Annotated in this window: 18 protein-coding genes; 10 read left to right on the top strand and 8 right to left on the bottom strand. The window is 67.2% G+C overall.

Annotation, left to right across the window (positions count from 1 at the left end):
• Window positions 1-122 precede the first annotated feature (122 nt).
• The 3 genes from ubiA to ACMZPQ_RS03535 all read left to right on the top strand — a co-directional run bounded on the left by ubiA (window position 123) and on the right by ACMZPQ_RS03535 (window position 3,039).
• Window positions 123-1,016 carry a 4-hydroxybenzoate octaprenyltransferase gene (ubiA, locus tag ACMZPQ_RS03525; RefSeq protein ID WP_197581452.1) on the top strand — a complete coding sequence of 298 codons (894 nt, stop codon included), beginning with the start codon at window positions 123-125 and terminating at the stop codon, window positions 1,014-1,016.
• A gap of 168 nt (window positions 1,017-1,184) precedes the next feature.
• On the top strand, window positions 1,185-2,609 hold the full coding sequence (locus ACMZPQ_RS03530; RefSeq protein ID WP_414486137.1) for a short-chain fatty acid transporter: 1,425 nt from the start codon (window positions 1,185-1,187) through the stop codon (window positions 2,607-2,609).
• 271 nt (window positions 2,610-2,880) lie between these two features.
• Window positions 2,881-3,039, top strand: coding sequence for a hypothetical protein (locus tag ACMZPQ_RS03535; RefSeq protein WP_197581456.1), 159 nt, complete (start codon window positions 2,881-2,883; stop codon window positions 3,037-3,039).
• 54 nt (window positions 3,040-3,093) lie between these two features.
• Here the strand turns inward: ACMZPQ_RS03535 and ACMZPQ_RS03540 are convergent, their stop codons facing one another.
• Window positions 3,094-3,720, bottom strand: coding sequence for a YiiX/YebB-like N1pC/P60 family cysteine hydrolase (locus ACMZPQ_RS03540; protein ID WP_197581458.1), 627 nt, complete (start codon window positions 3,718-3,720; stop codon window positions 3,094-3,096).
• Window positions 3,721-3,801: 81 nt separating this feature from the next.
• Between ACMZPQ_RS03540 and ACMZPQ_RS03545 the strand changes: the two genes are divergently transcribed.
• Window positions 3,802-4,314, top strand: coding sequence for a hypothetical protein (locus tag ACMZPQ_RS03545; protein WP_197581460.1), 513 nt, complete (start codon window positions 3,802-3,804; stop codon window positions 4,312-4,314).
• Between the two features lie 77 nt (window positions 4,315-4,391).
• Window positions 4,392-6,236, top strand: coding sequence for a M3 family metallopeptidase (locus ACMZPQ_RS03550; protein WP_197581462.1), 1,845 nt, complete (start codon window positions 4,392-4,394; stop codon window positions 6,234-6,236).
• A 25-nt stretch (window positions 6,237-6,261) separates the two neighbouring features.
• Here ACMZPQ_RS03550 and ACMZPQ_RS03555 read toward each other — a convergent pair whose 3' ends face one another.
• Genes ACMZPQ_RS03555 through ACMZPQ_RS03565 form a run of 3 tightly spaced genes read right to left on the bottom strand, consistent with a single transcriptional unit; the run spans window position 6,262 to window position 8,908 of the window.
• Window positions 6,262-6,933, bottom strand: coding sequence for a VOC family protein (locus ACMZPQ_RS03555; protein ID WP_197581464.1), 672 nt, complete (start codon window positions 6,931-6,933; stop codon window positions 6,262-6,264).
• Between the two features lie 54 nt (window positions 6,934-6,987).
• Window positions 6,988-8,067, bottom strand: a complete 1,080-nt coding sequence (locus ACMZPQ_RS03560; protein ID WP_197581466.1) for an alpha/beta hydrolase family protein — start codon at window positions 8,065-8,067, stop codon at window positions 6,988-6,990.
• Between the two features lie 13 nt (window positions 8,068-8,080).
• The gene (locus ACMZPQ_RS03565; protein WP_197581468.1) at window positions 8,081-8,908 is read right to left on the bottom strand and encodes an AraC family transcriptional regulator; all 828 of its coding nucleotides are present in this window, start codon (window positions 8,906-8,908) and stop codon (window positions 8,081-8,083) included.
• Window positions 8,909-9,109: 201 nt separating this feature from the next.
• Between ACMZPQ_RS03565 and ACMZPQ_RS03570 the strand changes: the two genes are divergently transcribed.
• Complete coding sequence (locus ACMZPQ_RS03570; RefSeq protein WP_197581470.1) at window positions 9,110-11,512, top strand: TonB-dependent receptor domain-containing protein; 2,403 nt, start codon at window positions 9,110-9,112, stop codon at window positions 11,510-11,512.
• Window positions 11,512-12,813 carry an aminotransferase class V-fold PLP-dependent enzyme gene (locus ACMZPQ_RS03575; RefSeq protein ID WP_197581472.1) on the top strand — a complete coding sequence of 434 codons (1,302 nt, stop codon included), beginning with the start codon at window positions 11,512-11,514 and terminating at the stop codon, window positions 12,811-12,813. The genes ACMZPQ_RS03570 and ACMZPQ_RS03575 overlap by 1 nt, the downstream gene beginning before the upstream one ends.
• Before the next feature lie 116 nt (window positions 12,814-12,929).
• Here ACMZPQ_RS03575 and ACMZPQ_RS03580 read toward each other — a convergent pair whose 3' ends face one another.
• From ACMZPQ_RS03580 to ACMZPQ_RS03595, 4 genes are all read right to left on the bottom strand, one after another.
• Window positions 12,930-14,444, bottom strand: a complete 1,515-nt coding sequence (locus ACMZPQ_RS03580; protein WP_197581474.1) for an aminotransferase-like domain-containing protein — start codon at window positions 14,442-14,444, stop codon at window positions 12,930-12,932.
• A 9-nt stretch (window positions 14,445-14,453) separates the two neighbouring features.
• Complete coding sequence (locus tag ACMZPQ_RS03585; protein ID WP_197581476.1) at window positions 14,454-15,053, bottom strand: DUF6436 domain-containing protein; 600 nt, start codon at window positions 15,051-15,053, stop codon at window positions 14,454-14,456.
• Entirely contained in the window at window positions 15,053-15,313 is a 261-nt protein-coding gene (locus ACMZPQ_RS03590; RefSeq protein ID WP_197581478.1) for a hypothetical protein, read from the bottom strand. The genes ACMZPQ_RS03585 and ACMZPQ_RS03590 overlap by 1 nt, the downstream gene beginning before the upstream one ends.
• 73 nt (window positions 15,314-15,386) lie before the next feature.
• The gene (locus tag ACMZPQ_RS03595) at window positions 15,387-16,802 is read right to left on the bottom strand and encodes an aminotransferase class I/II-fold pyridoxal phosphate-dependent enzyme (RefSeq protein ID WP_197581480.1); all 1,416 of its coding nucleotides are present in this window, start codon (window positions 16,800-16,802) and stop codon (window positions 15,387-15,389) included.
• A 183-nt stretch (window positions 16,803-16,985) separates the two neighbouring features.
• Between ACMZPQ_RS03595 and cyoA the strand changes: the two genes are divergently transcribed.
• The 3 genes from cyoA to cyoC are packed head-to-tail and all read left to right on the top strand — an operon-like array spanning window position 16,986 to window position 20,505.
• Window positions 16,986-17,891, top strand: coding sequence for a ubiquinol oxidase subunit II (cyoA, locus tag ACMZPQ_RS03600; RefSeq protein WP_197581482.1), 906 nt, complete (start codon window positions 16,986-16,988; stop codon window positions 17,889-17,891).
• A gap of 5 nt (window positions 17,892-17,896) precedes the next feature.
• Window positions 17,897-19,873: a cytochrome o ubiquinol oxidase subunit I gene (gene cyoB / locus ACMZPQ_RS03605; RefSeq protein WP_197581484.1), complete on the top strand. Its 1,977-nt coding sequence runs from the start codon at window positions 17,897-17,899 to the stop codon at window positions 19,871-19,873.
• Window positions 19,870-20,505, top strand: coding sequence for a cytochrome o ubiquinol oxidase subunit III (gene cyoC / locus ACMZPQ_RS03610; protein WP_197581486.1), 636 nt, complete (start codon window positions 19,870-19,872; stop codon window positions 20,503-20,505). Before cyoB ends, cyoC begins: the two co-directional genes overlap by 4 nt.
• The last annotated feature ends 1 nt before the right edge of the window (window position 20,506 follow it).

A 20,506-nucleotide genomic window follows, 5' to 3' on the forward strand; every position in this document is an offset into this window, starting at 1 on the left:
GTGCCGGGGCGGGCATCGCAGCGCCATGAAGCGGTGCGGGACCGGCATTCTATCCAGTTTCGCCGAACAAATCTCCCCCCACGGGCAAAGCCCTGCGAAAGGGGCAGGAGTATCCTATCGGCATGGCTGATACCCCCCTCACTTCGCCGCAGTCGCCGGCGACGCCGCGTTGGCGGCATTACTGGAGTCTGATGCGCGCTGATCGCCCGATCGGCACGCTGCTGCTGCTGTGGCCCACCTGGTGGGCGTTGTGGTTGGCTGCGGGCGGCCTGCCGCCGCTGTGGACGCTGTTCGTGTTCACCGCCGGCGTGTGGCTGACCCGCTCGGCCGGTTGCGTCATCAACGACTACGCCGACCGCTGGCTCGACCCGCACGTGGAGCGCACCAAGGCGCGTCCGCTGGCCACCGGCGCGATCAGCGGACGCGCCGCGCTCGCCTTGTTCGCGGTGCTGATGCTGGTGGCGTTCGGCCTGGTACTGACCCTGAACGGCCTGACCATCGGCCTGAGCTTCATCGGCGTGTTCCTCGCCGCCAGCTACCCCTATCTGAAGCGCTACACCCATCTGCCGCAGGTCTACCTGGGCATGTCGTTCGGCTGGGGCATCCCGATGGCCTTCGCCGCCGTGCAGGGCGAGGTGCCGATGCTGGGCTGGCTGCTGTATGCCGGCAACATCCTGTGGTCCACCGCCTACGACACCTGGTATGCCATGGTCGACCGCGAGGACGACCTGAAGATGGGCTCGCACTCCACCGCGATCCTGTTCGGCGACCTCGACCTGGTGATCCAGGGGGTGCTGTACGCGCTGTTCCTGGCCACCATGGCGCTGGTGGGGGTGCGCGGCGGGCTGGGCGGGTACTACCTGGTGGGCGTGGCCGTGGCCACCGCGCTGGTGGTGTACGAGTTCTGGATCTGCCGAAAGCGCGAGCGCGGCCCGTGCTTCAAGGCGTTCCTGCACAACAACTGGGTGGGGGCCGCGCTGTTTGCCGGCATCGCGGTCGATCTGGCGCTGCGTTGATACAAGGGATTGGTAGAGCCGGCCGCTGGCCGGCTGCACACGTGCACGATCCCGGGGTTGCCGGCCAGCGGCCGGTACTACCATTCCCCGCCACCTACGACCAATAGGTGGCTGACAGCCCGCACCCCACCGCCCAGAATCGGACCATCGAACCTGGGAGGGTAGGCGATGGCCTCGACGGCAGCAGTACAGGACGGCTGGATGGCGCGCGCGGCATTGCGCTCGGCCGCTTGGGCGGAGAAATGGTTCCCCGATGCGTACGTGTTCGCGGTGCTCGGCGTGGTCATCGTCGCGCTGGCCGCGATGAGCTTCGGCTCGACCCCCCAGGCCACGGCCAGTGCCTTCGGCGACGGCTTCTGGAGCCTGATCCCGTTCACCATGCAGATGGCCTTCGTGGTCATCGGCGGCTACGCCGTAGCAACCGCGCCGATCGTGGCACGCTTCATCGACTTCCTGGCCCGGGTGCCGCGCACCGGACGCGGGGCGGTGGTGTACGTGGGCCTGGTCAGCATGCTGGCCTCGCTGCTCAGCTGGGGTTTCTCGCTGGTGTTCGGCGGCCTGCTGGTACGGGCGCTGGCGCGTCGCAGCGAACTGCGCATGGACTACCGCGCGGCCGGCGCTTCGGCGTACCTGGGGCTGGGTGCAGTGTGGGCGATGGGCCTGAGTTCGTCAGCCGCGCAGCTGCAGGCCAACCCGGCCAGCATGCCGCCCGGCCTGGTGGAAATCACCGGCGTGCTGCCCTTCACCGAAACCATCTTCCTGTGGCAGTCGATCGCCTTGACCACGGTGTTGATCCTGGTCTCGCTGCTGATTGCCTGGCTCACCGCGCCAGCTGCCTGCAGCGCACGCACTGCCGAGGACTTCCCCGGCGCCGCGCAGGCCGAGCCGGAACCGTTGCAGCGCCGCACGCGCCCGGGCGAATGGCTGGAGTACAGCCCACTGCTGACCGTGCTGCTTTCGCTGCTGGCCTTCGGTTGGCTGTTCAACGAGTTCGCCAACAAGCCGCTGGTCAGCGCCATCGCCAACCTCAACACCTACAACTTCCTGTTCATCTCGCTGGGCCTGCTGCTGCACTGGCGGCCGCGCAGCTTCCTCAACGCGGTGGCCAAAGCGGTGCCGAGCACCACCGGCGTGCTGATCCAGTTCCCGCTGTACGGCGGCATCGCCATGATCCTCACCCATGCCGCCGGCGGTGATGGGCAGACCCTGGCGCACCGGCTGTCGAGCCTGTTCGTGCACGTGGCCAGCACCGATACCTTCGCGCTGGTGATGGGCGTCTACTCGGCGGTGCTGGGCTTCTTCGTGCCGTCCGGCGGTGGCAAGTGGATCATCGAGGCGCCGTACGTGATGCAGGCCGCCAACGAACTGAAGGCGCACCTGGGCTGGGCGGTGCAGGTCTACAACGCCGCCGAAGCACTGCCGAACCTGATCAACCCGTTCTGGATGCTGCCGCTGCTGGGTGTGCTGGGCCTGAAGGCACGCGACATCGTGGGCTTTACCTTCATCCAGCTGCTGGTGCACATCCCACTGGTGCTGGGCCTGCTGTGGCTGTTGGGCATGACCCTGGCCTATGTGCCGCCGGTGATGCCCTGAACGCAGCGCCGGCGCCCCTGCGGTGGGGGTGTCAGCGGCGTTCAGCGCGCGTTTCCAGCGGTGGCAGCCATGAATGCGCGTTGCCCCAACGCGGGCATGAGCACATGCCGAACCTGCATGAATCCTTCATGGGCTTGTGCTGCAAGGGGCTTGGCGTGTTCATTCACAGGCGTACACACGGGTGTAGCCGCCCACGCACGCGCGATTAACCAATCGCTGCAGAGGATGGCCCCGTCCACCGCATTTCGCGCGTGGCTTTCGGAGAACGGACATGGCACAGCAGAACCAGAACCCGAACCAGAAGCAGCCGGGTCAGCAGAACCAGCAGGACCCGCAGCAGGGCCGTCGTGACCAGCAGCAGCAACAGCAGCAGGATCAGCAGCGCAAAGAGCGCAACCAGCAGCAAGGCGGCCATGACGAAGAAGAATGACCACGCGCTGTACACGGTGTGACCTGTGAAGCCCCGCCTCGTGCGGGGCTTCGCTTATTCCAGAACGCCGATGCGTTGCAGTACCGGCGCGGCCGACATGTCGTTGGGGTTGGTGCCGGGCTGATCCTGCGGCACGTCCATCCCCATGCCGCGGTACAGGTCGACCCAGTGCTGGGCGATCTGGCCGGTCTGTGCGTTGCGGAAGTTCATCGGCTGCAGCGCGAACACGTCATGCGCGCGGAAGGCGCGTTCGATGAAGTCCGAGCAGTAGTAGCTGTCCTCATTCAACACGTACGTCGTGTTGTAAGGTTTGCTGAGCATCGTGCGTGCGGTGGCGACCGCCTCCTTGATCGCGGCCCGCTGCGGTGCACGCAGGCGATAGACCACGATCTGCCGATGCTTGGCCTGCGCATCCTGACGGAACGCGGACAGCGACTGCCGGCGCGATCCCTTCTCGTCAGCGTGCAGTACCTCCCAGCCCTTCGGCGCGGAAGCGACCAGGGCCACGTGGTCGAAGCTGGTGGCCCCCTGCTTGCCGGTGGCATCGTCGATGGCCGCGCTGAGACCGCTGTGGCCGGCGGTGACGAACAGCAGGTCGCCTTCGCGGACATCGACGGCCATCGCCACGGCCGGCCACAGGGCGGGCAGCAGCAGGCCGATCAGGAGCAGGAGGCGGTGCATGGCATTCTCGGACGGGCGGAATGCGGGGATTGTAGGGCGCGCGGTAGCATGGGGCGACCCAACCGGATTCAGGATGAGCCCATGCGTCGATACCGTTCTGCCGCAGTGCTGACGCTTGCCTGTGGCGTGGCACTGGTTGCCTGCGCGCCCGAGCCGCAGCCCTCGTCCACGGAAACCGCGCCGGCCGCGCCCGCGCCATCATCGACGGCCGCAGCGGTTCAACCCGCGCCTGCGCCGGCCAGTGCCGAGTGCCCTTTCCCGCAGTTCGATGCCTTCCTGAAGCACTTCGGCAACGAGATCACGCTGCAGGAAAAGGCCACCGCCGACCCGTTGCTGGACAGCTACATCGATGCCGAGGCCGAGCCGGAACCGCGCAAGGTCGAAAGCCGGCTGGCACTGGCCGACGTCGAATGGCCGGTGATGCCGGATCCCGCAACCTTGGCCGGACAGGGGCGCCAGATGCAGATCACCGTGTTGGCCGATGGGCAGCGCCAGGTGCAGATCCACACGCCGGACAGCAGCGACCAGCAGACCTACACCTTCGCGCAGGCGCCGTGCTGGACACTGGTCAAGCGCGAGGACGAGTCGATCTGAAGGACGCCTGATCCGGCACAGGCATCGCGCGGCAGTGGCTGCTAGGCTCGAAGCCTGACCCAGGCAGGGAGACGCCGATGCAGGCTCGCAGGACGCGCACCACCGCCGCCATTGCCGTGATGCTGGCGATGGCGCCTTTCACTGCTACCGGCGCGGAGCCGCTACACGCCGACGACCGTGCCTACTTCGCCAATGCCACGGCCGAGCAGCGCGCGCGCGATGCGCTGGGCAAGCAGCTGGAGGCCCTGCAGCATACGGCCGGCAGCGCGCCCGCGGTACGTTTCCAGCAGGCCGAGGCCATGCAGGCGCAGTGCCTGCGCCACCACGGCTACCTGCACCTGCAGGCCGCACGCAACGCGCGTGATCATCGTCCGGCCCAGGCGCTGGACCAGGTGATGGGACTGTGCAGCCGCATTGCGCGTAGCGGTCGCGCCGCGCTGCGCGAGGCGCCCGCGGACGCGGCGTGGGCGGCACCGTATGCCTTCCTGCGCGCACGAGCGCTGAAGGAAGCCGCCACCCCGGAAAATGCCGCGCTGGAGGAGGCGGTGGACGCCCTGGCGGATCCGGCGCTGGACAGCTTCGCGCGCCTGCGCGGGCAGATATTGCACACGGCCGAGTACCCGCAGATCGAGCGCGACGGGCGGCGATGGGATACGGGGCGCGACAAGCAAGCGCTGGCCCAGCATCCCGACCGCACGCTGCGCGAGGCCGGCTGGAAGGGCTACTGGCAAGGCCTGCAGTCGCGCCGCGAGCCGATGGCCTCGGTACTGCTGGGCCTGGTGCAGGTGAACGATGCCGCTGCGCGCCTGCAGGGGGACGGCACGGCGCCGGCGCGTGGTTACCGGCACATGGGCCTGGATGCATCGACGGTGGACGCCACGCTGCTGGCGATCGAACGTCACGCGGGCGATCGGCGTGCCTACCAGGACATGCTGCTGCGCCACGCCGCACGCGCCGGCATCGATTCGCCACAGCTCTGGGATGCCACGGTGCCCGATACCGGCTACACGCCGCCGGTGCTGACGCTGACGCAGCTGCGTGACACCGCCGCCGATGCCATGCAGCATCTGGGCCCGGCGTACGTCGCCGAGCTGCGCGCGCTGCTGGATCCGGCCAACCACCGTATGGACCTGGGCACCGCGCGTGGCGACCGCAGTGCGGATGCATTCGCGGTGAATGCCCCTGGCGTACCGGCAATGTTGTTCGTCGGGGTGCGCAGCGGCGACCTGGAAAGCGATGTCGAAATCGCGCATGAAGCCGGTCATGCCCTGCATGGCGAGTGGATGCAGCGCGGCCACGCATCGCCGCTAGAGCGCAACGGCAGCCGGTGGCTGACCGAGGCGTTCGCCATCTACAACGAACTGCGCTTCCGCGACCAGCTGTACCAGCAGGCACAGGATCCGCGGGCCAAGGCCTACTACCTGAAGTCATTGCTGGACGACATGGTGCTGCAGTTGTTCACCTCTTCGGCGGAAGCGCAGCTGGAACAGTCGATCTACCAGGGTGTGGCCGACAGCACGCTGGGCACCGCTGATGACCTGGACGCGCTGACCGGCCAGGTGCTGGCGCGCTTCGGCCAGGATCCGGTGCGTTATCCGCAGCTGCGCAACAGCTGGATCGGCAAGCGCCTGATGTATGACGACCCGAACTACCTGGTGAACTACCTGTATGCAGGGCTGTTGGCGGTGCAGCTGTATGTGCGGGACCAACGCGACCCGGAGCGGTTCGGCGAGCGCTATCTGGCCGTGCTGGGTGAAGGCTTCGATCGTGCGCCGCAGGAGCAGGTGGTTCAGTTGCTGGGGCACGCGCCGGATTGGCCGGCCCTGGTCGATGCGGATCTGCAGGTGTTCAACCAGATGACTGCGCAGCTGCAGGTATTGCATGCGCGGATTGAAGCGGGGCAGGGCACGCGCACGCCGTAGCGAGCGCCGTGCCTGGAAAGCCGCTTCAGGCTGATACGACCCGCCAGCCCAGGGTATCGTCGCGGAGCTCGCCGGGACCCGCAATGTCACCCACCTGTAGCAACAGCCCCTGCGCATTGGGCAGGTCCTTCTGCTCGGGGAACCAGCGGCGATCGGCCGCCACCACGATCAGCAGGCCTTCGTCGTCGCCCATCGGTGCGAACTGCGGCGATGGCGGGCTGATCGGCTGCAGGCCGAAGCGCTGGCTGGCCTGTGCGCGCACGCTGTCGACATCGTGGCTGGGCAGGCCCACTTCGCTGAGGCAGGTCAGTTCGCTGCCATGGAACACGCCTTCGCACGCGCTGGCCGGCAGGCGGCGGCGACCGATCAGTTCCAGGATCAGGCCATCGGGACCGGTGAAGTACACCGACTGCGACTGCCAGCTGCTTTCCAGTGCGAAGTAGTCCAGACCCGCTGGATTGCGCTGCAAGGGGGTGCGCTCGCGCAGCCACGCCATCGCCTCGCTGAAGCGGTTGTCCGGCACGTTGAAGGCCAGGTGCACGCCACCGACCGGATGATCAGCGGCGGGCTGCAGTTCGATCGTGCTCCAGCCGACGTGCACGTGGTTGCCGACCACGCGCTGCTGCAGCACGTCGTGGAAGTACGTGGCGACGTTGGCCACATCGGACACCGGCAGGGTCAGGTGGAGCAGGCGCATGATCGATCCTCCGTGGATGCGACCACTGTAGCGCCGGGCCATGCCCGGCGGCCACTAGCGCAGGGATTGGCCGAAGAACCGCAGCGCCGCGTCCACCGCCTGCGCATGGGTCTGCGCCTTCGGCACCGAGGTGGTGCACAGGTCTGCCAGCCGCTGCTGTCCGACCGGCGTGCACGCGGACAGGAAATCGTAGTGGCCGACATCCGCCAGGGGCAGCAACGTCGCACCCGGAATCAATGCCTGTGCAGCTTCGCCATTGCTCTGCGGCGGGGCAACCTTGTCAGCCTCACCCAGCACGATCGACACCGGCAGCTGCAACGAGGACAGCTGTTCCGGCGCGAACGCCTGCATGATCGCGGGTGCCAGCAGGAATACCGCACGCACGCCGGGAACGGCGCGCGCGTCGTCAGAGTGGGAGATCCAGGGGGCCAGTGCAGGTGAGGCCGCGGCGGCCAGGCGCGCTTCCATCGTGTGCGTGGCGGCCTCCTGCTGCGGCCGGCAGACGCCGTCATCCGGATGTTTGCGGCAGAACGCCAGCAACCGCTGCAGGTCCGGGCGCGCACCCGCCGCCAGCAGCGCGGTGTAGCCACCGGCCGAGAACCCGACCACGCCCAACCGGCCGCGGTCGACGTGTGCACCGAGCACCGGATCGGCCTGCACTGCCGTCAGTGCGGTGCGTAGATCATCCGCGCGCAACCAGCTGAGCACGCTGCCGGGCAGGGTCATCGGATCGGCACCGTTGTTGCCGGGATGATCGACCGCGATCACCAGGTACCCGGCGCGCGCCAGCGCCGTGCCCAGCCAGCCCATCATGCGCGCGCTGCCGCCATTGCCATGCGAGAGCAGCAGGGTGGGCAGGCGCTTGCCCGCAACCGGTGCATCCAGCGCTGCACGTCCGACGTCGAACAGGGGCGCATCGGGTGGGCCGATGGTCAGCGCGGTTTCGCGACTGCCGGCCTGTGCCGGATACCAGGCCGTGTAGCGCAGCACCTCGCGGTGCTGCACATCACGCACGGCGGCGCTGGCGACCGTCGTGGTGCCGTGGCGTTCGCCGGCCAACCTGGTTTCGTCGGCGGCGGCGACGGTCGCCACGCCCATCAGGATCATTCCCAGCACAGCGGCATTCATGCGCATCTTCAGCTCCATGTCAGCGAGGGCGTTGGTCCACCGGCAGCCAGATTTCCACGCCGCCGTTGCCGGTGTGCTCATCGAAGCGGGTGTCGTAGCGTTCCAGGTCCGGCGCATCGGCCAGGCTCAGACCCGAGTGCGGAAGGTACTGGTCCAGCAGCCAGAACCAGGTGGAGCGGATGCTGGAGATGTGCCCACCGTGCCAGGCCACCAGATAGCGACGCGCCGGTACCGCCACGCGTTGCCAATGTGCGGGCACCGTCGATAGCGCGCCGGCCGGCAGTGCGGCGATGTAGTCGAAGCCACCCTCATCATCGCTGTTGCAGCACACACCGAAACTGATCGGCACCGGCGCCGGCCATTCACGGTTGAGCTGTGCCCACTGCCCGGGAATCGCACCGCCACTGTCACGGGTGTGGCGCATGCCGATGCCGGCAACCTGGAAGGTGGGGGTATCGATCAGGCGCGGCGCTTCCGTGCAGGCGGCCGGTGCTTCATCCACGCGTATTGCCTGCACCAGTGCCAATCCATCGATGCCGTGTTCGCGCACCCGCTCCGGCGTCTGCCCGAACTGTTCGCAGAAGGCGCGGGTGAACGCCGCGTGGGTGGTATACCCGGCGCCCAACGCCACCTGCAGGATGTCGCCTGCCCCGTTGGCCAGCCGTTGCGCGGCGGCGCTCAGGCGGCGCCCCCGCAGGTAGCGCACCACCGAGGTGCCGGTGCGGGCCTGGAACAGGCGCGACAGATGGAATGGCGAAAGCCCGGCCGCCGCTGCGATATCAGCCAGTGTCAGCGGCAGATCCGCATGGGTTTCGATGTACCACAATGCCTTGCCTGCCGCGCTCATCCCGCCATTCCCCGAAGCCGATGCCCGGCACAGTAGCGGATCGGCAGGCGCCGCGTTTAGCAGTTCTTGCGCTCCAGCGGCATCAAGCTGTCGTACTGACGTCATGGCTCCTTCACAGATCGCGCCGAGACTGCGCGCCTTGTCCAGGCCTGTTGTGTCCATGCAGGTACTGGCCCTGTCGTGCCTATCCGGAGCCCTGCCGTGCATCGTTCGAAGCTTTCGCGTTCCATCCTCCTTGCCCTTTCCATGGCCAGCGCAGGAGGCGCGATCGCAGCGGAGGCCAGTGCGGTCGATGCATCGAGCGGCAGCCGCACCGCCCCCACCCAGCTCGATGCGATGCTGGTCACCGGCACCCGCGCCTCCAACCGCACCCAGTTCGAAACGCTGGCACCGGTGGATGTGTTCACCAAGGAAGACATCAGGTCGGTTGAATCCACCGATCTGAAAGACGTGCTGGCCCAGCTGGTGCCGTCGTTCGTGGTGCAGCGACTGCCGATGGCCGACGGCCAGGTGTTCGTGCGCCCAGCCACCCTGCGTGGCCTGTCACCGGACCAGACGCTGGTGCTGGTCAACGGCCGCCGATTCCACCGCAGCGCGTTGCTGGGCAACCGTGGTGCGCAGGCGGCCGACCTGGCGCAGATTCCGACCAGTGCGATCAAGCGCATCGAAGTGCTGCGCGATGGAGCCTCGGCGCAGTACGGCTCGGACGCCATCGCCGGCGTCATCAACATCATTCTCGAGGATGGCCCCGGCACCGAGATCACCGCCGGTTACTCGCAGTACGCACAGGGCGACGGCGCCTCGCGCGACTTCAGCGCGCGCACCGGCTGGTCGCTGGGCGACTACGGCAGCCTGGTGTTGTTCGCCGAATCGTCCAATTCCGACGCCACCTCGCGCACCCGCCAGCGCCCGGATGCCATCGCGTTCCAGGCCGCACATCCGGACCTGGACGTACCCAATCCTGTGCAGCGCTGGGGCCAGCCGGAGCTTGAAAGCCGCCGCGTCGGCTTCAACGTGAAGGCCAACGCCAGCGACACGCTGGAGCTCTATGCCTTCGGCCTGTACAGCCACAGCGATGGCGTCAGCGATTTCAACTGGCGCAACCCGGATACCACCACCGGCGCCTACCGCACCACGGCGATCCTCCCCGGCTGGAACCTGCGTTCGATCTATCCGGTGGGCTTCAGCCCGCAGTACGGCAACGTCCAGAACGACCTGCAGCTGGTGGGTGGCCTGCGTGGCGAGATCACGCCCAAGCTGCGTTGGGACGTGAGCGCCTCGTACGGCCGCAACGCCATCGACTACAGCCTGAAGAACTCGATCAATGCCTCGCTCGGTCCGGCCAGCCCGACCGCGTTCGATCTTGGCCGCCTGACCCAGACCGAGAAGAACGCCAACGCCGACTTCAACTACGAGTGGGACGTGGCCGCGCTGGCCAAGCCGATCAACGTCGCCTTCGGTGGCGAGTTCCGCCAGGAGACCTACCAGGTGCGCGCCGGTGACCCGGCCTCGTACGCGGTGGGTCCGGGCGCGGCCGCGGGCCTGGAAGCCAATTCCAACGGCGCGCCGGGCTTCTCGGCCAGCCAGGCCGGGCAGTGGAGCCAGCGCAGCAAGGCGGCCTATGTGGATATGGAGGTACCGCTGGGCGAGCGCTGGAGCCTCGGTGCGGCCAGCCGCTATGAAGATTTCTCCAGCTTCGGCAGCACCCTGGACGGCAAGCTCTCGGCGCGCTTTGCGATCACCCCGGACGTGGCCCTGCGCGGTACCGTGTCCACCGGCTTCCGCGCACCGACGCCGGCGCAGCTCAACACCACCAGCACCACCCAGGGCCTGGACACGCGCACGCTGCAGATCTTCACCAGCGGCCGCCTGTCGCCGAATGATCCGCTGGCCCAGCTGCTCGGTGCCAAGCCGTTGAAGCCGGAGGAATCGCGTACCGCGTCGCTGGGCCTGACCTGGCGCACCGACCTGGGCCTGTCCTGCTCGGTGGATGTGTACCAGATCAAGCTCACCGACCGCTTCAGCCAGTCGGCCAGCTTCGCCATTCCGGCCGGCACGCCCAACCCGCTGGGCTACACCTCGGTGAACTACTTCACCAACGACTTCGACACCACCACCACCGGCGTGGACGTGGTCGGCAACTACCTGCGCGACCTCGGCGCGGGCCGCATGACGCTGACCCTGGCCTACAACTACAACCGTACCCGCGTGGACAAGGGCAGCACTTCGGTGGCCACCAACGAGACCCAGCGCGTGCTGTTCGAAGACCGCCTGCCCGAGCACAAGGGCAGTCTGACCGGCAGCTGGGACATCGGCGCCTGGTCGCTGATGGCGCGCATGCGCTACTACGGCGCCTGGACCGACTCCAGCGGCAATGCGGTGGGCGATATCTACCAGCGTTTCGGCGCGATGAGCTTCCTCGACCTGGCCGTGGGCTATCGCATCAACGAACACCACAGCCTGCGCGTGGGCGCCGACAACGTGTTCGACCGCTACCCGGATGAGGCCACCTTCCAGGCCAGCCGTGGCCTGGTCTACTCGCGCAACGCGCCGTACGACACCGATGGCGCCAACCTGTACGCACAGTACCGGTTGAGCTTCTGATGGACCGTACCCGTCGTTCCCTGCTGCGCGCCGGCACCTTGCTGCCGGCCGCCGCTGTGCTGCCTTCACTGCCTGCGCAGGCGGCCGCGCGCTACGCTGGCCCGATGCAGATACCCGCGACGACCGTGCCAGCGGAGGCGCTGGCCCACGACGAAGCGTACTGGTCCGCGGTGGCCAGCCACTTCGACATCACCGACGAAGTGAACCACCTGGAGAACGGCTACTGGGGTGCGATGGGTCGCGAGACACTGGCCAGCTACCAGCGCCATACCGCCGAGGTGAACCGTGGAAACGCCTGGTATGGTCGCCGCGAATTCCCGGCACAGTACATGGCGGTGCAGCGGCAGGTGGCGGAACTGCTGGGCGTGGCGGCCGATGAGATCGCGCTGACCCGTGGCGCCACCGAGGCGATGCTGGCCTTGATCGGCGGTTACAACCGCCTGCAGCCCGGCGACCAGGTGCTGTACGCCGACATCGACTACGACAGCATGATCGGCGCGATGCGCTGGCTGCAGCAGCGCCGCAGCGTGCAGGTGGAGCGCATCGCCCTTCCGGGGGCGCCGGACCACGCGCAGATCCTGCAGGCCTACGAGGCCGCATTCGCGCGCCTGCCTCGGCTGAAGCTGGTGCTGCTGACCCAGGTCAGCCACCGCCACGGGCTGGTGCTGCCGGTTGCGGAGATCGCCGAGCGTGCACGTGCACGCGGTATCGATGTGATTGTCGATGCGGCACATGGCTTCGGCCAGATCGACTATGCGGTGCCAGACCTGAAAGCAGACTTCGTTGGCATCAACCTGCACAAGTGGATCGGTGCGCCGGTCGGCGTGGGCGCGATGTACGTGCGTAAGGGCCGCGTGGCGGATCTGGACCCGTACATGGGCGAGACCGACGATGGTCGGGTGGGCAGCCGGGTGCACACCGGCACGGTCAACTTCGCCGCTTACCTGGCGCTGCCGGAAGCGATCGCATTGCACCAGCGCATCGGTGCGGCCAACAAGCAGGCGCGGCTGCGCTACCTGCGCGAGCGCTGGACGGTGCCTGCGCGGCAGATGGCGCATATCGAAGTGCTGTCATCGCCGGACCCGGCGCTGGCGAGTGCGCTGGCCAGCTTCCGCCTGCGTGGGCGCACCAGCACGGCCGACAACATCGCGCTGCAGAAGCGCCTGCTGGAAGAACATCGGGTGTTCACCACGCACCGCGATGGGTTGGACTCCGGCGCCTGCGTGCGGGTGACGCCGTCGGTGTTCACCCGGCCGGAGCAGATGGATGCACTGGTGAAGGCTTTGGCGGCGTTGGGGTAGTGCCGGCCGCTGGCGCCTGACCCATCCACGGATGGCGTGAGCGGGCAGTGCCAACCAAGGTTGGCACCTACCGAAACAGGTCCAGTAGATCCACGCCATGCGTGGATGCATTCCACCTAGCGCTCGATTGCCGGCAACGCATCGGACAACAACAGCCGGTCAATCCGCCGCAGCGCGCTTTCCAGTTGCCGGCGATCTGCCGCCAGTCCCAGCGAAAGCCGCACACCCTGCGGATGCAGTACGCCAGGCGGGCAGAACGCCGATGACGGCGCAATCGCCAGCCCCTGCAGCTGTGCGGTACGCACCAGTGTCGTATCGGTCCACGGTGGCGGAATCCGGCACCACGCATGCAGGCCCTCGGCGCGCACCAGCAGTGACGGTGCCAGCAGGTACCAAGCGATGCGCAGGCGCTCGCGCGCTTCGTTACGCACCTGCGCCAGCAGCGCTTGCGCCGAACCATCCAGCAGCAACTGGCTGGCCAGCGCCGACACCAGCGGATGACCCATCAAGCGCGTCGCCCGCAGCGCGGCGGTCATCGACTCGGCGTGCGCCGCCCCCGGGCATTGCACGAAGGCCGTACGCAGGCCTGGGCTGATCACCTTCGACAGCGTCGCCACGTAGAACACATGCCGCGGTGCCAGGGTTGCCAGCGGTGTCGGCGTGTCCTCGGCGAGGTGCCAATACGGGTCGTCTTCGATCGCCAGCAGGCCTTCGCTTTCCAGTACGCGCGCCAGCGCTTCGCGCCGCTGCAGCGGCAGGGTCAGCGCCGTCGGGTTCTGGCAGGTGGGATTGAGATAGACCAGCCGCGCGCCGCTTTCGCGGGCCTGCCGGGCCAGTGCCTCGGGGCACATGCCGTGCTCGTCGCTGGCCACCGGCAGCAGGCGCCGGCCCAGTGCGGCCGCTGCCTGCAGCAGCCCCGGGTAGACCAGCGTGTCGCACAGGATCGCATCGCCATCGCGGCTCTGGCTTACCATGATCGCCGCCAGCGCGACCTGTGCGCCTTCGGTCAGCAGCAGGCAGGCGTCGTCCACCGGGCCCAGCATCGGCTGCAGCCAGCGCGCCGCCGCATGGCGATCGGTCGGGTTGCCGCCGCCCAGGTGGTAGGTCATCAGGTTCGGAGCGTTGCTGCGCGCAAGTACCGCGGCGGCGCCGCGGCGCAGCGTCTCGGCCAGTGCATCGGCATCGGGCACCGGCGGCACGTTCATGCTCAGGTCCACTACCTGCTCGAAGCCAGCCTTGGGCGGCGCGATGAAACTGCCCTGCGGACCGCGCGCCTCGATCAGGCCGCGTTTGCGTGCTTCGTCAAACGCCCGCGTCACCGTGGTCAGGTCGACGCCAAGCTGCTGCGCCAAGGCGCGCTGCGAGGGCAGGCGTTGCCCCGGTGCGAGGCCACCGCGGCGCACCGTGCGTTCCAGCGAATTGACGATGCGCAGGTAGATCGGCCCGTTGTGCGCGAGCACGTCCTGCACCCATTCGCGGGCTGCGACATCCGGTCGCGGCATGTACGGAGCATGTCGGGGCGTATCGTGGCTTCCAACGGCGGGAGCCTGTCCATAACCATCGGTCGGTTCGGACAGGCGACCGCCGTTGTTGTTTGCGGCGGCCGCACCGGCCAGCATCAGTGATGTCATTGCGCGTCCTCAGCGCTTGGCCTGCCAGGGGCAGTAGCAGCCCACGGCAAGCAGTCCTTTCGGGCGTACGGTTTCGCCGCGCACCAGTTTGTCCAGCAGCGGTTCGACGAAGCTGTTGGCCGAGTTGCAGACCATGCCGATGCTGTACGGGCCGGCATAGGCGAGGTGGCCCTGCCGGTCCCAGATCGCCACGGCAGGGCTGGCCGGAATGCGCTCGATGCCGTCGATGGTCGGCAGGTTGATCACCTTGTTGCGCAGCGGCTCGGGCAGTTCACCCTGGGTGCCGGGACGGCGGATCGCATAGAAGTCGATGCCGGCGCGGCGGTACATGCTGATCAGGTAGCTCAGGTGTGCGCCGGTTTCGCGGTTGCAGACCGCACAGGCCGGGTCCCAGAAATGCACCACGCGGACGCGGCCGGTGTCACCGGCCAGATCGGACGGCAGGCGCAGCTGCGAGTCGTCGAAAACGATGGCCTGTTCGGTAAAGGTGGATTGCGCGCTGTAGCCGAAGTACTGCCACAGCGCCGCCGCGACGCCGGCCATGAACAGGCAGGCGAGGGCGATCATCGTCGGCAGCAACCAGCGGCGACGCGGCGCGGCTGCGCCCATCAGGACGCGTCTCCGCCGAACTTGTGCACGTACTGCTTGCGCATTTCGCGGCAGGAATCGGCCTGCGCGCGGCGCTGGATCTCGCTACGCGACGGATCCTCGCTGCGCTGCACGCACTGCTCGATGGCGTGGCGTTCGGCTGCCTGTACGTCCACGGTCTGCGGCTGCAGGCAGACCCAGGCCAGCGCGGCCAGCATCAGCAGCACAAAGCCACCACAGCCGGCCATCACCAGGTGGAACTTCACTCTCTCCGTGCGCATTGGTGCACGTTCCTCTATCCATACATTGCATACAAAATATCATCTTGTATGGATAAAGGGCCATGCGGCCGGTTCAGACGATGGCGTTATGCCGGGTCTCGGGGGCTTCGGACAGGATCTCGTTCAGCTTGGCCAGCGCCCCGGCCAGCGCGTCCTGATCGACCGCGCCGCCCAGCGACAGGCGGATCGCGTTGCCCGGAGGCGGCTCTTCCACACTGAAGGCATCGGAGCTGGCGATGCCGAGCCCCTGTTCCTGTGCGGCCTGGATCAACCGGTACTGGTCCAGCCGCGGCGGCAGCGGTAGCCAGACGTGCAGGCCGGCCGGATGGGCCCGGGCACGCGACGGCAGGTACTGTGAGGCAATCGCCTGGCGCTCGCGCAGTTCCTGCTGGAAGCGCTGCACCATGTCCTGGGCCTGGCCGCTGCGGATCCATTGCGAGGCCACGGCCACCATCGACTGGGTCGGCATCAGCGCGATCGCGCGCAGCGCGTCCAGCACCGGTTCCATCGGCTCGCCGGCCGGCACCACCAGATAGGCGGTGCGCAGGCCCGGCGCCAGGCACTTGGACAGGGTGGAGATGTAATAGACCGGGCAGCCGGCGTCGGGGTGCGCGGCCAGCGGCGGTGCGGCGTCACCGGCCAGCAACCAGTAGGGATCGTCTTCGATCACGCTCAGATCGTGGCGCTTGGCGACCGCCAGCAGCGCCTGTCGGCGCTGCGCCGACATCGTCGCTGTGGTCGGGTTCTGGATGGTCGGCACCAGGTACAGCAGGCGCGGGCGGCGCAGCTGGCACGCTTCTTCCAGCGCTTCCGGCAGCATGCCTTCGGCATCCATCGCCACCGGCACCACGCCCCGCTGCAGCACGCGCGCGGCGGCCAGCAGCCCGGGGTAGGTCAGCTGTTCGGCGGCGATCAGCTCGCCCGGTTGGGTACGGGCCAGGATCAGTGCACACAGTGCGGTCTGCGCGCCGGGGCAGATCACCACCTGGTCGGCCCCCACGGTACCCAGCATCGGCGCCAGCCACTGCACGGCGGCGGCGCGGTCCTCACGGGTGCCGGCGCCGACGTGGTAACTCATCAGTTCGCCCTGGCCCAGCTGCTGGCCCACGTGCTGGAAGCCGGCCTCCATGCCCTGTGCGAACGGCGCGCTGCCCAGCAGCGGCGGGATGTTCATGCTCAGGTCGACCGAGGTGCTGCGGTTGCCGGCCGACAGTGCAATGAAGGTGCCGCCAGCGCCCTGCGCATCGAGCAGGCCGGCCTGGCGAAGTTCGGCAAAGGCGCGGGTGACCGTGGTCAGGTCCACGCCCACCTGTTGAGCCAGGTCGCGCTGCGGCGGCAGGCGGTCGCCCGGGCGCAGCACGCCGTCGTCCACGGCCTCGCGCACCTGCTGGGCAATCTGCAGGTACAGCGGTCCGGCGCCCTCGCGGAAGGGGCGAACCCAGGTGCGGTTGGGATGTTTCAAGCGGCGGCCGGCGGCTGGAGGCGTCATCGGTCAGATTTTTCCATACGTGCAGATGCACAAGTCCATACAATCATGTATCTTGTATGGGCTTGATTGGAGTGGGTCGCCTTTTTGTAGGTGACCTCGTACCCACAGTGTAGCCGCTCCACGCCCGGGCGCTGCGCGCAGGCGAGCCGGTCAAGCGCGCTTCTTCAACAGGGTTGACCTCCAATGAATATCTGCTGGAACCGCATCCGCCTGGCGCTGGTCGCCCTGGCCTGCGTCGGCCTGTCGGGCTGTGACTGGGTGCTGCTGGATTCGAAGGGCATGGTCGGGCTCGCCCAGCGCGACCTGATCCTGATCTGCATCGGCCTGATGCTGATCGTGGTGATACCGGCCATCGTGCTGACCTTCGTATTCGCGTGGCGCTTCCGCGCCAGCAACACCCAGGCGAAATACACACCGGACTGGTCGCACTCCACCAAGGTGGAGATCGTGGTCTGGGGCGTGCCGCTGGTCATCATCGCGGTGTTGGCGGTGATCGTCTGGAAGTCGACCCACGAACTGGACCCCTACAAGCCGCTGGACGTGGTCGGTGAACCGCTCCACGTGGATGTGATCGCCACCGACTGGAAGTGGGTGTTCGTGTACCCGGACCTGGGCATCGCCACGGTCAACCAGCTCAACTTCCCGGCCAACCGCCCGCTGGCGTTCAACATCACCTCCAACTCGACGATGAATACCTTCTTCATCCCGCAGCTGGGTGGGCAGATCTATGCGATGGCCGGCATGCGCACGCAGCTGCACCTGATCGCCAACGAGCCCGGCCAGTTCCGTGGCATGTCCGGCAACTACAGCGGGCATGGCTTCTCGAACATGAAGTTCATCGCCACCGCCAGCAGCAACGAAGACTTCGAGCGCTGGGTGGCCGAGGTGCGCAGCGCGCCGCAGGCAATGGATTTCAACCAGTTCAAGGCGCTGGCCGCGCCGTCGAAGAACGCACCGGTACAGCACTTCTCCAGCGTCGAGCCGCTGCTGTTCAAGAAGGTCATCGACCAGTTCATCGGCGTGGGTGAGAACACCGCCGCTGCCACCCCGGCGGGCGCTGCCGGTGGTGCCCAGGTTTCCCAGGAGTAACGAACATGTTGGGTAAATTGACGTGGGAGGCCGTGCCGCTGCACGAGCCGATCGTCGTGGTCACATTGGCGGCCATGGTGCTGGGTGGCCTCGCGCTGCTCGGTGCGGTGACGTACTTCAAGCTGTGGGGCCCGCTGTGGCGCGACTGGTTCACCACCGTGGACCACAAGAAGATCGGCATCATGTACGTGGTGGTGGCGCTGGTCATGCTGGTGCGCGGCTTCGCCGATGCACTGATGATGCGCGCGCAGCTGGCCGCGGCCGGCCCGGGCAGTGACGGCTTCCTGCCACCGGAACACTACGACCAGATCTTCACCGCACACGGCGTGATCATGATCTTCTTCGTGGCCACCCCGTTCGTGGTCGGCCTGATGAACATCATCGTGCCGCTGCAGATCGGCGCGCGCGACATGGCGTTCCCGTTCCTCAACGCCTTCAGCTTCTGGATCTTCGTGGTCGGCGCCGCGCTGATGATGATCTCGCTGGGTGTTGGCGAGTTCGCCATGACCGGCTGGGTGGCCTATCCGCCGCTGTCGGGCATCGAGTTCAGTCCAGGGGTGGGTGTCGATTACTACATCTGGGCATTGCAGGCCTCCGGTGTCGGCACGCTGCTGACCGGCGTCAACCTGTTCATCACCATCCTGCGCATGCGTGCGCCGGGCATGACCCTGATGAAGATGCCGGTGTTCACCTGGACCGTGCTGGTCACCAGCGTGATCATCATCGCCGCGTTCCCGATCCTGACCGTGGCGCTGGGTGCGCTCACCCTGGACCGCTACCTCGACTTCAACTTCTATACCAACACATTGGGTGGCAACCCGATGATGTACGTGAACCTGGTGTGGGCCTGGGGCCATCCGGAGGTGTACATCCTGGTGCTGCCGGCGTTCGGCATCTTCTCTGAAGTCACCGCCACGTTCGCGCGCAAGAAGCTGTTCGGCTACAAGTCGATGGTCGGCGCCACGCTGGCGATCGGCATCCTGTCGTTCATCGTCTGGCTGCACCACTTCTTCACCATGGGCTCTGGTGCCAGCGTCAATGCCTTCTTCGGCATCATGACGATGATCATCGCCATTCCCACCGGCGTGAAGATCTTTACCTGGCTGTTCACCATGTACGGCGGCCGCGTCGAGTTCAGCGTACCGATGCTGTGGACCATCGCCTTCCTGGTCACCTTCACCATCGGCGGCATGACCGGCGTGCTGCTGGCCATTCCGGGCGCGGACTTCCTGCTGCACAACAGCCTGTTCCTGGTCGCCCACTTCCACAACACCATCATCGGCGGCGCGCTGTTCGGCTACCTGGCCGGCTTTGCCTACTGGTTCCCGAAGGTGTTCGGCTTCACGCTCAACGAGCGCTTGGGCAAGTGGTCCTTCGCCTGCTGGGTGATCGGCTTCTACCTGGCCTTCATGCCGCTGTACATGCTCGGCTTCATGGGCATGACCCGGCGCATGAACCAGTACGACAACCCGGCCTGGACGCCGTACCTGATTGCCGCCTTCATCGGTGCGCTGTTCGTGTTCGCCGGCATCATCCTGATGCTGGTGCAGATCTACGTGAGCGTGCGCGACCGCAAGCGCAACCTGGACCTGACCGGCGACCCGTGGAATGCACGCACGCTGGAATGGGCCACGCCATCGCCGCCGCCGTTCTACAACTTCGCCGTGGTGCCCAAGGCCGATGAGCTGGACGCCTTCCATGAAGCGAAGAAGCGCGGCCTGCCGCCGCCGCCGAAGAAGTACGCGCCGATCCACATGCCGAAGAACACCGGCGTGCCGCTGATCCTCAACCTCTGGATCCTGGTGTTGTGCTTCGCCCTGGTCTGGCACATCTGGTGGATGGCCGCCGCCAGCTTCATCGCCATGATCGTGACCCTGATCGTGCGCTCCTACGATGAGGACGTGGACTACTACGTCAGTTCCGAAGAGGTGGCCCGCACCGAAGCGGCCAACCTGGCCAAGCTGAAGGAGGTACGCGCATGAACCTGTTGACCCGCCCGGAGCTGGCCAGCGACACGCAGGTGCACGAGGACCACCACGCGCACGACCATGCCCACGAGCAGGGCGGCATGAAGGTGTTCGGCATGTGGGTCTACCTCATGTCCGACCTGGTGCTGTTCGGTTCCCTGTTCGCCTCGTACGCGGTGCTCAGCACCGCCTACGCCGGCGGCCCCACCGGCAAGGACCTGTTCTCGCTGCCGTTCGTGATGGCCGAAACCTTCCTGCTGCTGGTCTCCAGCATCACCTACGGGCAAGCGGTGCTGGCGATGCATCGCCACGATGCCTCGGCGGTGCTGCGCTGGCTGGGCGTGACCTTCGTGCTCGGTGCCTCGTTCATCGGCATGGAGATCTACGAGTTCTCGCACCTGATCCACGAGGGCGCGGGCCCGAGCACCAGTGCCTACCTGTCGGCGTTCTTCGCGCTGGTCGCCACCCACGGCCTGCACGTGGCCAGTGGCCTGATCTGGATGGCGGTGGTGATGCACCAGGTCTACCGCCGCGGCCTGACCCCGACCAACATCACCCGCGTCTCGTGCCTGAGCCTGTTCTGGCACTTCCTGGACCTGGTGTGGATCTGCGTCTTCACCTTCGTCTACCTGATTGGAGCCTTCTGAC

It is taken from the genome of Stenotrophomonas maltophilia (genome assembly GCF_047497515.2).
GTDB lineage: Bacteria > Pseudomonadota > Gammaproteobacteria > Xanthomonadales > Xanthomonadaceae > Stenotrophomonas.